This window comes from Georgenia daeguensis (assembly GCF_039537705.1).
In the GTDB taxonomy this organism is placed as follows: domain Bacteria; phylum Actinomycetota; class Actinomycetes; order Actinomycetales; family Actinomycetaceae; genus Georgenia; species Georgenia daeguensis.
Genome location: NZ_BAABBA010000032.1, coordinates 1 through 12,133, shown reverse-complemented (window position 1 = coordinate 12,133; position 12,133 = coordinate 1). Strand labels below are relative to the sequence as shown.

Sequence of the window (12,133 nt, the reverse complement as noted above, 5' to 3'; positions counted from 1 at the left end):
CCCTTGTCTCAGGGGTGCAGCTCCACGCCGTCCGTGACCCAAACGCGCAGACGCCGGGGGAGGAGAGAGGTGCGCAGACGCCCGCCGAGATCCTGACTCCCGCAGTCAGGCCGGCCGCGCCGACCGAGGAGCCGCCGGCCACCGCACCCGCGGAGGCCTTCGCGGCTACGCCAGTCGACCCCGTCACGGCTCAGCAGCCCGCGCAGGCCGCTGAGCCCGTCATCGACGTCCCAGTCCAGCCCACCACGCCCGACTTGCCGGCTGCGACGGGCTGGAGTCCGGACACCCAGCCCGCGCCCGTTGCCATCGCTCCTCCGCAGCCAGCGCCCGCGTCGGAAGCGCCCCCGTCACAGGCCCTGGACGACAAGCCTGCACCGAAGCAGAAGTTCACCGTCCAGCTCGACGCCGCAGACGCCGAGCGCTTCCGTTCCGCGTGGGCCAACATGCCGGCCAACGTCCGCCCGCTGTCGATGTCGGACATGATCGCCGAGCCATTGATGCAACGGGTCCGTGAGGTCGAAGAGGAGTACAACGGCGGTGAACCGTGGCCACCGCTCGGCCCGGGACGAGTGCGCACGGGGCGGCCGGCGAAGTACTGACGTCGCCAAGCCTTCACAGGAACGCGGCAACGACGCAAGGGAGAAACGCAGACGGCATACTTCCCTGCCACGTTCGCAGGGGAAGCGGGTATTTCTAGGCTTGCCTCGGCGACGGCCAGGGCCAGCTGTCGAGCTTCGCTGCGGCTTCTTCGATGGTGGGGACGCCGCGGACCTGTTCGGTGCTGGTGAGGTCGTGCATGTGGCCAGCTCGCAGGAACGCGGCGACGTCGGGCAGGGCTTCGGCCCACATCTCGGCGCCGTTGAGATATGCGGTGAGGATCGCGTCGGCCTTCTGGAGCTGGCGTCGGGGGAGGGGCATGGGGTCGTCGTCGCCGGGTAGGGGAGCGTCGGCAGCGTGCTGGTAGTCCTCGGGGTAGGGCATTGGCTGATCCTCTGGAGGTCTCAGGTGCGCGGCTGGTGCCTTGCCGGGCGTTCTGCGGGGTCTAGCGTCCGATGTCGGGCTGTCTGACTGCAGGGGCGGCAGGGCGGGAGCGGGTTCTACTGACGTCGGCGAGCGTCTTGTGGGCGGGTGGTTGGGGTGTGTACCTCACGGGGGACTGCGGTGCGCGAATCTGAGCGGCGGCCGCGACCGTTGCTGCCTGGTCGAGCTGCGTGCACAGCCGGGGCTCGTCGAGCCCGTCGTGCCATGCGCCCCACGGTGACGGTGAGTCTTCCTGGCCGGCGTAGGCGACGACCCAGCGGTGGCCGTAGACCTGGCTGTTCGCTGCCTTGGCCAGTGCCTCGACGACACCGGGGGAGTGGTCCACGATCGCGCTCATGCAGCGCCGGACGCCCTCACCCTGCGCGGTGGTGGGATCGGTCTTCATGGCGGCGTCGAGGTAGCGCTTGAGCTCCGCCGACTGGGCCAGGGGGAGCCGGGACCCGTGCGCGAGGGCGGCGACCTGTGGGTCGCGCAGACGTACGGCGAGGAGCTGGTCCCGGAGGGTGGCGGCCAGCTGCGCCCTGGCGGGGTCGTGGTCCTTCAGCAGGTGGGCAGCGCCGGCCAGGAGTCGGCCCTGCATCCTGGCGGTGTAGCCGATGACGTCGGGGCTGATGTCCTTGGCGCCGGCAAGCTGGCGACGGAGCCTGGCCTGCCCCTCGACAGCAGCCCGTGGGGAGTTCACCCGGACCGGTGTCGTGGCCTGCGGTTCGGTGGTGACGGTGTCCAGGTCGGGCAGCGGGCCGCCGTGAGCCTGAGCGCTTGCCTCTTCGGCGGCCAGAGGCAAGGCACTCTCACGGGTCTGCCGCAGATCCGCCAGGACCGATGGGTCCAGGTCGGGCAGGGCCTCCGCGGCTTCGGCGAGGTGGCCGTCCAGGAGGTAGAGGGTGCGGCCTATGGCGGCCGCGTCGGCCACAACCGTCCAGCGGTGCTCGTCCTCGAGCTTGGGGAGGTCGGAGAAGTCGTGGAGGGCAAGGGTGGCGGCCTTCGCGATGGAGTACCACGCCTCGGCTGTCGGGTCCGAGTGGGGCGCTGAGGCGCCGCGTTCACCGAGGGAGCGCCGGGCCGGGGAAGCGGGGTATGCCGCGAGCGTGCGCTGGAAGGCGGTCGTGGGCTGCTCGAGCAGGTCGCGCACACTTCCGTCCTCCACCGTGGTCAGCCCGTTGCCGCGGGCGGGTCCGGTTCGTTGCCGGCCGGGTTGGGCAGCCGGGGGAGGGGTCTCGGTGACCGTGGCCAGGGTCTGGCGGATCAATTCCAGGGTGGCCCTGCGGCCGAGCAGTGCCGCGTCGAGCCCGTCGGTGTCGAGTCGGCGGGAGGCGCCCGTGATGGTCAGGACGGCCATGTGCTGCGCCAGCTCGGCGCTGTGCTGGCGGTAGCTCATCGGACAATGGGGGTGTTGAGGGCGTCGCCGGCCTGGGCGATACGTCCGAGCTCGGGCACGTCCGTGCTGGCCTGGGCGGCCGCGATGAGCAGTTCGCGTGCCTGCTCGATCGTCGGGACCTCTCCAGCGGGCAGCCGCCGGGCTGGCGGGTAGGGCGGGTGGACCGCGTTGAGCGCGAACAGCGCTTCGGCGGCTTGGCCGCCGGTGTCGTCGGGTCGGGCGTTCAGGGCTAGGAGCGCGGCGCGCGCCCGCGCCATGGCCTCGGTCTCTGGGCTCGTCTCGATGGTCACCATGCCGAGATCATTTCGGCCATCACTGACATCGAACAAGGCTCACGGGGACAAGTCCCCACCACCCGCGCTCGTCCACAGGCCCCGGGCGCGTCATCGCCGGACGACCTCGCCGACGTCGACCCAGGTGCCTCGGACGCGGGCGCGGGCGTCGTCGAGGAGGACGAGGACGAGGCTGTGGGTCCAGGCGGTCGCGACGGTGTCGATGAGCTCGACGCCGTCGGTCTCCCACTGGATGCGGGCACGCACGGGGATGGGGACCCTGGCGCGGGTGAACCGCTTGGGCACGTCGTGGGCGTTGAGGATGCGTTGGTGGCCTTCGTACCAGGCGGGTTCGCGTTGGCCGTTCCAGTCGAGCTTGATGAGGTCGGCTGCGGGGACGGTGGGAGAGGCGGGGCCGTCACCGTTGGTGAGTGGCTGGGTTCGCATGCACTTATTATCGAACAGCCGTTCGGATGTCGCGACGGGGTGGCGGGCTCTGGGTCGAGCTGGTGGCTGGGTCTACTGCTCCCCGCAAGGTGCGCCCGCTGCGCGGTCGCCCGCAGTCTTTTGTTTCTTTCCCTTCCTGGCGTCCGAGTCTGAGCCGCGGCCGCCGCCGGTCAAGTCGGGCGCTGCGCGCCGGCGGTCCGCGAAAGATTCTGTGACGCGCTCCTTCGTCGCTTGTTTCGCCCCAGATTCTTCCTTGTCCGCCGGTTCCCCCACTGGACCTCTGGCGTCCCATCGCGGCTCCGATCGAACTGCTGCCAGGAAGGGCAAGAAAAACGTTCAGGGGAGGAGTGGGTCATGGGGGCACAGGTGGTCGTGTATGCCCAGGGCGGGTGCCAGGCATGCCGCCTGACGCAGCGGGCGCTCGAGCGGGCCGGCGTCGAGTACGAGGTGGTGGACCTCGAGGAGAACGCGGCGGCGAGGGAGCTGCTGCTGGCGCTGGAGTTCACCGCGGCCCCGGTCGTCACGACGGGGGAGCAGTGGTGGTCGGGGTTCCGGCCGGACCGGATCAAGGCGGTCACCAGAGCTTGATCGGGGCGTCGAGAGGCCGGGGCCATTCGGCGCGGTGGGGGGCTTGGCGGCACCCTCGATTTTCGTGCTGCGCCGGGCCTTGGCCTCTCGACGAATACACGGGCACTTTCGCTCGCGCAGCTACGTGACGGGTGCTTTTGTCAGCGACTGGGCTTTCAATCTCTCGCGTCACGAGCGTGCATGTGCAACTGATCGGCAATGAGGGCAGCTGCAGCCGCAGGGGAGAACGCTGAGAGCGTGCCTCGTGCGGTGGTCGCCCCGCTTGCGTTGAGAATCTCCAAGCGCAGGTCGTCGGGGGAACCGCCGAGCGCAAGCAGGGCGCGGTGGCTCGCCGGCCCGCGGTGCAGGATGGCTCCACCGCCGGTGAGGTGTACATCTAGCGTCAGCCCGTGTCTGACCGCCGCGTGCATCGCCAGTTCCGCCGTCTCGAGGATGAGCTGCGGCGCCACCTCGGCATCCAGGCGGGCGGTCAGGTCGAGGAAGCCGTCGTCGGAGGCGATGCGCTCAGCATGCCTGCGGGCCGATCGGGGCGGGGACGTCTTCCACAATCGGTGGGGGACGGACTCAACGCGCCATCCCTTCTGGAGCTGCTGCGTGACGTTCACGCATGCACCGTGGCGCGTCGGAGTCGCGGTCGTCAGCGGGCCGGTTATAGCTGCGTGCCACCCTGTAGGGCCATGTTGCGCCCGGGGCGAGGAGCGCGTCGAACGGCCCGACCCCGAGCTCTGCTGTCACGGCCTCGATGGCTTCCACGGCGATCAGGGTCGCCGCGGCGTCCATGTGGGCGGTCTCGCCGAAGAAGTGTCGCCGACGATGCCCTCACCCGACCACGAGCTCGACCCGGTCGGAGTCCGTCACTGGGGCGGCCGATATCAGAGGTGACTGGACCCAGCCGTGGAACAGTTCCACACGCGTCGGAAGTCCCGATGTCTCCGCCATGCGCCATCGTCCCGCACCGGCGACTTCGAACGGGCCCGCCCTGATTCGCCCAGAGAGTATTCGGCTGCCCGGGAAGCCGCCCGCCCGTATTGTCGCGCCATGGCCGACCACGTGACCATGACGCGACCGTCGCGGCGGCACCTATGGCGCAACATCGTCGGGGCCTATCTCCGCGCCGTCCGACGCCGCCGCGGCGAGACCCTCACCGAGGTCGGCGCGCGTGCCGGTGTCTCCCCGCAATACCTCTCCGAGATCGAGCGCGGCCGCAAGGAACCGTCGTCGGAGGTCCTGGCCGCCGTCGTGGACGCACTCGGCCTGACGCTCTCAGACGTCACCCGCGGCGTGACCCTGGCGCTGGAGTCGGGCACGGACCGGCGGCTGGTGAAACTGGCGTCGGAAGCTCGCCACGAGCGGGCGGACCGCCATGCGGGCACCACCGTGCGGCCGCACGGCGACGTGCTTCTGCTCGCGGCCTGAGCCGAGCGTCCTCGCAGCGGCGGCCAGGGGAGTACCGCAGGGTCACCGCGGCCGGACGGTGAGGACGTGGTCGGCGAGCCCGTACGCCACGGCGTCCGGTGCGGTGAGGATTCGTTCGCGGTCGGTGTCCCGGCGCAGGGTAGCCACGTCCTTTCCCGTGTGCTGTGCGAGCACCTCCTCGAGCTCGGCCCGCACCCGCACCACCTCGTCGGCGTGAATGATGAGGTCCGGTACGGTGCCTTCGCCCCGGCTGGACGGCTGGTGGAGAACCACCCGGCCGTGCTGGAGGATCGAGCGCTGTCCCGGGGCACCCCCGGCGAGCAGCACGGCCGCCGGGCCGGCGGCCTGACCAACGCAGATCGTCGCGACATCCGGACGGATGTACTGCATCGTGTCGTAGACCGCAAGCATCGCCGAGGGAGACCCGCCCGGGGAGTTGAGGTACAGGCTGACCGGCGACTCGGAGCTCGACGCCTCGAGGTGCAGCAACTGGGCGATGACGACGTTCGCGGCGCCGTCGTCGATCTCCGTCCCGAGGTAGACGATCCGTTCGCCGAGCAGCCTGCTGTAGACGTCCATCGACCGCTCGACGCTGCCGGAACGCTCGGTCACGTACGGGATCGTGTACGTGCTCACAGCGTGCTCCCGATCCCCATCGGCACGGACTTCCTCGGCGAGATGTCCTCGAGGCGGTCGACGACGTGATCGATGAAGCCGTAGTCCACCGCCTGCTGGGCCGTGTACCACCGGTCCCGCTGGGAGTCCTCGAGGATCCGCTCGACCGGCTGCCCGGTGTGGTCCGCAATGAGTCCGAGCACCGTGTCGCGGGTGTGGCGCAGGTCCTCGGCCTGCAGCTCGATGTCCACGGCGGTCCCGGCAATCCCCGCCGAGCCCTGATGCATGAGGATCTTGGCGTGCGGCAGGGCGGCGCGTTTGCCGGGTGTGCCGGCCGAGAGCAGGAACTGCCCGGCACTTGCGGCTATACCGAACGCGAGGGTGCGCACGTCATTGGGGACCGCACGCATTACGTCCATGATCGCGAGCATCGCCGACACGGAACCGCCGGGGGAGTTGATCCACAGCCCGATGTCCTTGCGAGGATCCTCCGCCGAGAGCAGGAGCAGCTGGCTGCACAGGCGGTTCCCGAGGTTCTGGTCCAGCTCGGTGCCGAGCACGACCACGCGCTGGGCGAAGAGCCCGGCGACCAGCTCGTCGTCGATGGGTCTTGGCTTGTTGTCGCTCATGCCGCCAGTCTTCGCCCCGGGCGGGGCTGCGGCGGCGTCCACGCTGCTGTGGGCAGATCCGCTCTGGGCGGACTCTGCATCAGGCCACGCCGGCCAACGAGGTTCGAGTCGTCGCTTGGTCGGAGCTGGTTGGGCCGACGAGGAGCTGGCGACGGGCTGCGGCGTAGTCGGCACGGCCGTCGGGTCGGCGGGGGTGGGCGCCGTAGATGTTGGTTCCGTCGGCGGGCAGGAGGGCGAGCTGTCCTGGTCCGGGTCGCCGGCCGGGGGAGGGGCGGCGGGGGGCACGCATCCAGGCTTGTTCGGCCTGCCACCATGCCCACAGCTCGCGCTCGATGCGGTACCGGATCGCCCGCTGTCGGAGCCGGCCGTGGGTGCCGAGGTGCCGGGCGGCGGTGTCGCGTCGGTCGCGGTCGCACCGGATCCACCCTCCGGGGGTGTGCGTGACGAGACGGAAAGCGGCGAGTCGCTCGAGCGTGTTGCTGGTCCGGGACATCGTTGACCCGGTGCTCGTGGCGAGCCGCTCGAGGGTGAGGGGTTCGTCGGTGGTGCGGGCGTAGAGGTTGCCTGCGTAGTGGCCCAGCCCCCCGGCTGTGGTGAAGGCGTCGTGTGCGGCGGCCCGGGTGCGCGCGACGAGCTCGGTGAGGAGCGTGGTTCTTTGAGCGGCCCCGGCCCCTTCGGGGCGCGGGTCCGCTTGTGACCGACTTGTAGCCGTAGTCCTGTGGATTTCGTGGTGGGGGTCGATTGTCCAGTGCGCGGCGTGGGGTCCGTCGGGTCCGCGGGTCTGGCTGATCCAGCCCTCGTCGGCCAGGCGCAGGAGGGCGGTGCGGGCCGTCTCGCGGCCGATGCCGGCGAGCAGGGCGAGGCGGCGGATGTCTGCCTCGACCTCGACGGTGAGGGCCTGGGCGGCAAGCAGGCAGAGCACGTCGAGGACGCGGCGGTCGTTGGGGCCGCTGCGGGTGGCCCACCGGCCCGGGGAGGTGTCGGCGCGGGTCTGGACGTCGCGGACGTGGGCGGCGACGGCCCCGGCTCGGGCGTCGAAGGTGGGGTCGTCATGGCCGGTGGTGCGGGTGGTCGCGGCGACGTAGCGCACGGCCTTGTGCCACTGCCGGCGGAGGACGGCGGCGCCGCTGTCCGGGCCGCGAGTCGGGCGTGGGGCGCGGCGGCCGCGGTCGCGGCGCGTGCGCACGTGCTCCAGGCCCGGTGCGGTGGCGGCGAGGGCGGCGACGTCCTCGTGGTGCCACCGGGCGGCGGCCGCGCCGATCAGTACCCGCCAGAGCACCGCGGAGGCGTCGCCGGAGGCGGCGTCCTCGGCCAGGGCGGCCGCGGAGGCGGCGGGCAGGCCTCGCTTGGGGCCGGGGAGGTAGACGTGGCCGTGGGCGTCGACGGGGACCGGCTGGTGGAGCTCGATCTCATCGACCGGCTCGTGGTGGTCAACCAGGCGGGCCAGGGTGGCGACGAACGCGGTCAGCTGCTCGGCCGTCACGGTGGGCTCCGCCAGGGTCTCGAGGGACCCGGCCAGGACGGTGGAGGTGCCCCCGTGGCGGTGCGGAGCCCCGGGGGGCCGTACGCACCCGGTGGCCGGGTTCGACAACGGGGCGAGGTCGAGAGTCGGGCACAGCGTCTTCGCCAGGCGCCCCATGGCCGCCACCGTCTCGGCGGCGACACCCTCGCTCAGGGCCAGCCACACGTGCCGGCCACCTCCCGGGCCCGACTCGCACACCACGTGGGGCAGACGGGCCGCCTCCAGCAGGCCGACGATCGTCTCCGCGTCGCGGGCAGCCGCGGTGGGGTCGGACTTGGCGTCGAGGTCGAACGCGACCAGGCGGAACCGCCCTTGCTGGTCCGTCAGGTACACGGCCCAGGGCTGCTCCGGGGCCGGTGCGCTGGTCGGCGTGTGCCCGGTGTAGAGGTTCAGCGTCGCCCCGTAGGCGTCCACGGCAGCCACACGCACACGGCGCCGCGGGCTCATCGCGGCCGTCAAGGACCACGCGTCGGCACGCGACACGCCCGAAGAAGATCGGCGTGCGAGTGCTGGGCGTCCCGAACCTGTTGCAGGTATGGTGAACTCCGAACGTAGGACGCACGAAGGTGCGTCTATCTAGGCCCTTCACCGCCCGCCGCCAAGCAAGAGGGTGAAGGACTTGGATTCGGGGCCGGCCCTTCGGGGCCGGCCCCCGCTCATGTTTTTAGGGGCTATGCGCTAGCTGCTAGCGGCAACTCCTTCTGGTCCGGGTGCTTGGTGGGCGCCGGCGCGAGAGCACTGAGGCCCTCGTGCTGGGCAAGGACGGCAGCGACGTAGTCGCTGATCGTGTCGTAACCGGCTCGCGCGGCGCTGGCCTCGACGGCTGCGCGAACTTCACGGTGGGGTCGGCTGTAGAGCACGACCCGGTCGCCCTTGCTGGGCCGTCCTGTGCGTCCACTCATGAACTCACCTTGGCAGGCGCACTTGCTGAAACTGCTCATGCGTCCCGGCGTGTCGTGAACAACACTTGCTGAAACGGCACCTCTGGGCATCACAGTCCGCCTGCCACTGCGGCGGCGGCGCGCAGCCAGGCGCGCTGGGTGCGTTTGTCGAGGGCGTCGTAGTGCAGGGGCCGCCCGGAGAGCTTGGGGTCGTAGGGGATCGCGACGGCTTCGCGGGCGATGCGGGAGAAGCCTTCGGTGATGGCCTGCGGGCCGGCCTCGTTGGTCGAGGCGTGGGAGACGATCACGACGGCGTTCTCGGCCAGGTCGGCGGAGTGGGCATCGCGGCGGGAGAGCTCGTCGAGCAGGAGGCGGCCGGACTCGGCGTGCTCCTCGCGGGTGGTGGTGGCGACGACGAGCTGGTCGGTGTGGTCGATCATGCGTAGCCAGGACTCGGCGGACTCGTCGTTGCCGGAGTCGATGATGATGAGGCGGAAGTACTTGGACGCGACGGTGTGCAGGGCGTCGAAGTCGGCGGCGGTGATGCGCTGGTCGGTGGCGAGGACCTCGGGGTGGGAGCGCAGCACGTCGTACTTGTCGCGGGTCTGGTGGTGGACGTAGTGCGCGAGCTCGGCCGCCCGGGCGTCGGGTGCGAGGAGGGCGTCGGTGCGGGGGAGGAGGTCGAGGACGGTGTTCTCGTGCGGGCCTTGCTCGGTGCGCCAGCCGAGCGTGCCGCGGGTGGGGTTGTTGTCCCACGCCAGGACGCCGGAGCCGCCGTAGCGTGCCAGCAGCGCGCTCAGGAGGATCGTGGTGGGCGTCTTGTTGGCGCCGCCCTTGCCGTTGACGATGGCGATGGTGCGCGGGCCGGGCCAGTGCTGGGAGACGGCGCGCTCGTCGGCGCGCTCGGCCAGCTCGGCGGGGGAGGGCTGGATCTTGACGCCCATGCGGGCCAGGAGTCCGCGCCAGCCCGCCTCGGCGGGCGCCTCGGCGTGGTTGTCGGTCAGGAAGGACTGGCTCAGCGCCTCGCGCCGGGTCATCGGCGCAGCCGCGGCGGTGACGGGTCCGGTCGCCTGCACCTCGGGGGCTTCCTGGACCCAGGCCGCCGTGCCCGCCGTGGTCGGCACGGTCGGGGCGGCCACCGGCGCTGGCTGCGGCTCGGGCACGTCAGGCTCGGCGGTGAGCACCGCCGCCGGGGCGGCGTCCTGGCGGTCGTCATCCCCGTTGAGTCGCTGTGCGCTCCTTCTCGAGGGCACAGGTGCGTCCTCGGCCCGCGTCCGGCGGGTGCGTCGGGCTTCGATCTCCGGCTGTTCGCCGGCCTCGACGTGGCCGTCGGGGTGGACGATCAGCGGCCAGGAGCCGTCAGGATCGGTGGCCGTGACCTTGACCGGCCGGTTGACCGACCGGGCGGTCTCGGCCACCTTGGCGAGGATCGCCTGGCGCACGGTGGCGACGGAGTCGCCCGCGACGGGGTGGGAGGTGCCGTTGATGGTGACCTCGCCGCCGTCGGGTCGGGCGATAGCGCCCACGTGCGGCCAGTCGGGTACGGGTGTGGTGGTCAAGGTTCCCCCTCGTTACGGCGTGGTGATGTTGATGCCGCGGGCCGCCATGAAGGCCACGGGATCGGTCGGTTCACCGTTGATACGGATCTCGAAGTGCAGGTGCGGGCCGGTGGAGTTACCGGAAGAGCCGACGTCGGCGATGTGCTGACCGACAGTGACGCGGTCTCCGACGCGCACGTGGACGCCGCTGGCCCAGGAGTGGACGTAGCGGGACTGGATGCCGCCGCCGTGGTCGATCGCGACCATGTAGCCGGTGTTACCGCCGCTGGACGGGCCGGCGATGGTCACGATGCCGTCGGCGACGGCGTAGATCGGGTGGCCGTCCCTCGCGGCGAGGTCGGTGCCGGAGTGCAGCTGGTGGACGGCGGTAACGGGGTTGGTCCGCATGCCGTACTCCGAGCTGTGCTCGAGGAATCCGACGATCGGGGCGGTCCAGCCCTCCATGCTCACGGCCGCGGGGGAGACCGCCCCGCTCAGACAGCTCATGTCGGCCGGCCGGGCGACGGCAACCGCGCCGTCGGTGGTCGGGTCGGTCGTGGGCTCGCCCCGGGTGCCGGTGTCGGCGAGGGCCTGGACGATCGCCACCGCCCCGTCCCAGTACCGCTCGTAGTGGTAGGGGTCGGCGTTGCGCTGGACGCGGTGCGCGGCGATGGTCGGCGGCAGGGTGTCGCGGTCCTCGAGGCGGGACAGGCCCTGGAAGAACATCGTGGCCGAACCGGTGGGGTCCATCCGGTCGGCGTAGGTGCCCCAGGCGCCGTTGTCGCGCTGTTGGAACAGGCCCCGGGAGTCGGGCCCGATTGCGTCGCCGTGGTCGAGCACCTGCAGGCCGGACTCGCCCATCGCGGTCATGACGCCGATGGTCTGGTCCCGCACCGACAGGCCAAGCGCCGCGCCGGCGTTGACGATCGCGGCCGCGTTGCGCAGCTGCTCGCCGCTGTAGCCGGCCACGGACGCGCCGGCGTAGTCGGCGTTCGCCACGGTGATGCCTGACCCGGGCGCGCACGCCGATGCCTCGTCGGCGGGCGCCAGGAGCAGCAGGAAGCCCACGACGCCGCCGAGCGTGAGGACGGCGCCGCCACCGACGAGGGCGGGGAGCTTCACGCGGACTCCCCGTCGGCCGGTTGCTCGAGGGACTCCGGCGGGGTGATGCGCTCGACCTGCCACGGGCTCGGGCCGTCGGTGCGCGAGAGCAGGACACCGTAGGGGCCGGCGTCGGTGGGCACGGTCAGCTCGGCGAGGTAGACGCTTGGCTCGGCGGTGATGGTGGCCGGGCCGGTCACCGTGCTGGCGGGGATCGAGGTGGGGTCGACCCACTGGTAGTCGTAGGCGGCCTGCGCACTCAGGTGCTTGCTGAACTCGGCCCACCACTGCTCCTGGGGCGCGGCGGGCCGTGCGTAGGCGGTCATGACGTCCTGGGCGAGGGTCTGCGCTTCCTTGCGCGAGGCGTCATCCCAGACCGGCGCCGGGGCGCTGGTGTCCTCGCCGAGGTGGGACTCCATCGGGGTCCCGCCGTCGGAGATGGGCGGGGCCGGCGGCGCGGCGGGAGCGTGCGTGGCCGTCGCGGTGGGGGCGGGGGCCGCGGCCGTCTCCTGGGCCGTGGGCGCCCGGTCGTCGGTGCAGCCAGCGAGGGGCACGGTGAGTATCGCGCCGAGCGCGATCAGCCTGACCGTTCGTGCCGACATCCCGTCCCCCCGGTTGGTGTCGTCAGTCCGTCTCGTGCGGCGGTGACTGCGGCGTCAGCGGGCGGTTGCGGTGCGCGGCGAGATGGTCCTTGACCTCATCGCG

At 71.6% G+C, this 12,133-nt stretch carries 15 protein-coding genes; 3 read left to right on the top strand and 12 right to left on the bottom strand.

Annotated features, from left to right (window positions below; translation table 11 throughout):
* Window positions 1-14 precede the first annotated feature (14 nt).
* Window positions 15-599, top strand: a complete 585-nt coding sequence (locus ABD774_RS19685; protein WP_345045088.1) for a hypothetical protein — start codon at window positions 15-17, stop codon at window positions 597-599.
* A gap of 94 nt (window positions 600-693) precedes the next feature.
* Here ABD774_RS19685 and ABD774_RS19680 read toward each other — a convergent pair whose 3' ends face one another.
* The 4 genes from ABD774_RS19680 to ABD774_RS19665 all read right to left on the bottom strand — a co-directional run bounded on the left by ABD774_RS19680 (window position 694) and on the right by ABD774_RS19665 (window position 3,138).
* Window positions 694-981, bottom strand: coding sequence for a hypothetical protein (locus tag ABD774_RS19680; protein WP_345045085.1), 288 nt, complete (start codon window positions 979-981; stop codon window positions 694-696).
* A 61-nt stretch (window positions 982-1,042) separates the two neighbouring features.
* Window positions 1,043-2,419, bottom strand: coding sequence for a hypothetical protein (locus ABD774_RS19675; RefSeq protein ID WP_345045083.1), 1,377 nt, complete (start codon window positions 2,417-2,419; stop codon window positions 1,043-1,045).
* The gene (locus ABD774_RS19670) at window positions 2,416-2,712 is read right to left on the bottom strand and encodes a hypothetical protein (protein WP_345045081.1); all 297 of its coding nucleotides are present in this window, start codon (window positions 2,710-2,712) and stop codon (window positions 2,416-2,418) included. Before ABD774_RS19670 ends, ABD774_RS19675 begins: the two co-directional genes overlap by 4 nt.
* Window positions 2,713-2,802: 90 nt before the next feature.
* Window positions 2,803-3,138 (bottom strand): hypothetical protein, encoded by a 336-nt coding sequence (locus ABD774_RS19665; RefSeq protein ID WP_345045079.1) that lies wholly within the window; start codon window positions 3,136-3,138, stop codon window positions 2,803-2,805.
* A 354-nt stretch (window positions 3,139-3,492) separates the two neighbouring features.
* Between ABD774_RS19665 and ABD774_RS19660 the strand changes: the two genes are divergently transcribed.
* Window positions 3,493-3,726, top strand: coding sequence for a glutaredoxin domain-containing protein (locus ABD774_RS19660; protein WP_345045077.1), 234 nt, complete (start codon window positions 3,493-3,495; stop codon window positions 3,724-3,726).
* Window positions 3,727-3,881: 155 nt separating this feature from the next.
* On the opposite strand, the gene ABD774_RS19655 is transcribed toward ABD774_RS19660, so the two are convergent.
* Complete coding sequence (locus ABD774_RS19655) at window positions 3,882-4,331, bottom strand: hypothetical protein (RefSeq protein WP_345045075.1); 450 nt, start codon at window positions 4,329-4,331, stop codon at window positions 3,882-3,884.
* Between the two features lie 433 nt (window positions 4,332-4,764).
* On the opposite strand from ABD774_RS19655, the gene ABD774_RS19645 reads away from it, so the two are divergent.
* Window positions 4,765-5,142 (top strand): helix-turn-helix domain-containing protein, encoded by a 378-nt coding sequence (locus ABD774_RS19645; protein ID WP_345045073.1) that lies wholly within the window; start codon window positions 4,765-4,767, stop codon window positions 5,140-5,142.
* Between the two features lie 42 nt (window positions 5,143-5,184).
* Here ABD774_RS19645 and ABD774_RS19640 read toward each other — a convergent pair whose 3' ends face one another.
* From ABD774_RS19640 to ABD774_RS19610, 7 genes are all read right to left on the bottom strand, one after another.
* Complete coding sequence (locus ABD774_RS19640) at window positions 5,185-5,778, bottom strand: ClpP family protease (RefSeq protein ID WP_345045071.1); 594 nt, start codon at window positions 5,776-5,778, stop codon at window positions 5,185-5,187.
* A complete protein-coding gene (locus ABD774_RS19635; RefSeq protein WP_345045069.1) occupies window positions 5,775-6,386 on the bottom strand; it encodes a ClpP family protease in 612 nt (203 codons plus the stop codon). Before ABD774_RS19635 ends, ABD774_RS19640 begins: the two co-directional genes overlap by 4 nt.
* Before the next feature lie 79 nt (window positions 6,387-6,465).
* Window positions 6,466-8,331, bottom strand: coding sequence for a hypothetical protein (locus ABD774_RS19630; protein ID WP_345045066.1), 1,866 nt, complete (start codon window positions 8,329-8,331; stop codon window positions 6,466-6,468).
* A gap of 248 nt (window positions 8,332-8,579) precedes the next feature.
* Window positions 8,580-8,810 carry a hypothetical protein gene (locus tag ABD774_RS19625; RefSeq protein WP_345045063.1) on the bottom strand — a complete coding sequence of 77 codons (231 nt, stop codon included), beginning with the start codon at window positions 8,808-8,810 and terminating at the stop codon, window positions 8,580-8,582.
* A gap of 89 nt (window positions 8,811-8,899) precedes the next feature.
* The gene (locus tag ABD774_RS19620; RefSeq protein ID WP_345045061.1) at window positions 8,900-10,348 is read right to left on the bottom strand and encodes a MinD/ParA family ATP-binding protein; all 1,449 of its coding nucleotides are present in this window, start codon (window positions 10,346-10,348) and stop codon (window positions 8,900-8,902) included.
* 12 nt (window positions 10,349-10,360) lie between these two features.
* Window positions 10,361-11,449, bottom strand: coding sequence for a M23 family metallopeptidase (locus ABD774_RS19615; RefSeq protein ID WP_345045059.1), 1,089 nt, complete (start codon window positions 11,447-11,449; stop codon window positions 10,361-10,363).
* Window positions 11,446-12,030: a hypothetical protein gene (locus ABD774_RS19610; RefSeq protein ID WP_345045056.1), complete on the bottom strand. Its 585-nt coding sequence runs from the start codon at window positions 12,028-12,030 to the stop codon at window positions 11,446-11,448. The genes ABD774_RS19615 and ABD774_RS19610 overlap by 4 nt, the downstream gene beginning before the upstream one ends.
* Window positions 12,031-12,133 lie beyond the last annotated feature (103 nt).

Bases quoted from the DNA above. Each gene is read 5' to 3' on its own strand.
- ABD774_RS19680 (WP_345045085.1), bottom strand. From the start codon at position 981: ATGCCCTACCCCGAGGACTACCAGCACGCTGCCGACGCTCCCCTACCC.
- ABD774_RS19675 (WP_345045083.1), bottom strand. From the start codon at position 2,419: ATGAGCTACCGCCAGCACAGCGCCGAGCTGGCGCAGCACATGGCCGTC.
- ABD774_RS19670 (WP_345045081.1), bottom strand. From the start codon at position 2,712: ATGGTGACCATCGAGACGAGCCCAGAGACCGAGGCCATGGCGCGGGCG.
- ABD774_RS19665 (WP_345045079.1), bottom strand. From the start codon at position 3,138: ATGCGAACCCAGCCACTCACCAACGGTGACGGCCCCGCCTCTCCCACC.
- ABD774_RS19660 (WP_345045077.1), top strand. From the start codon at position 3,493: ATGGGGGCACAGGTGGTCGTGTATGCCCAGGGCGGGTGCCAGGCATGC.
- ABD774_RS19645 (WP_345045073.1), top strand. From the start codon at position 4,765: ATGGCCGACCACGTGACCATGACGCGACCGTCGCGGCGGCACCTATGG.
- ABD774_RS19635 (WP_345045069.1), bottom strand. From the start codon at position 6,386: ATGAGCGACAACAAGCCAAGACCCATCGACGACGAGCTGGTCGCCGGG.
- ABD774_RS19625 (WP_345045063.1), bottom strand. From the start codon at position 8,810: ATGAGTGGACGCACAGGACGGCCCAGCAAGGGCGACCGGGTCGTGCTC.
- ABD774_RS19610 (WP_345045056.1), bottom strand. From the start codon at position 12,030: ATGTCGGCACGAACGGTCAGGCTGATCGCGCTCGGCGCGATACTCACC.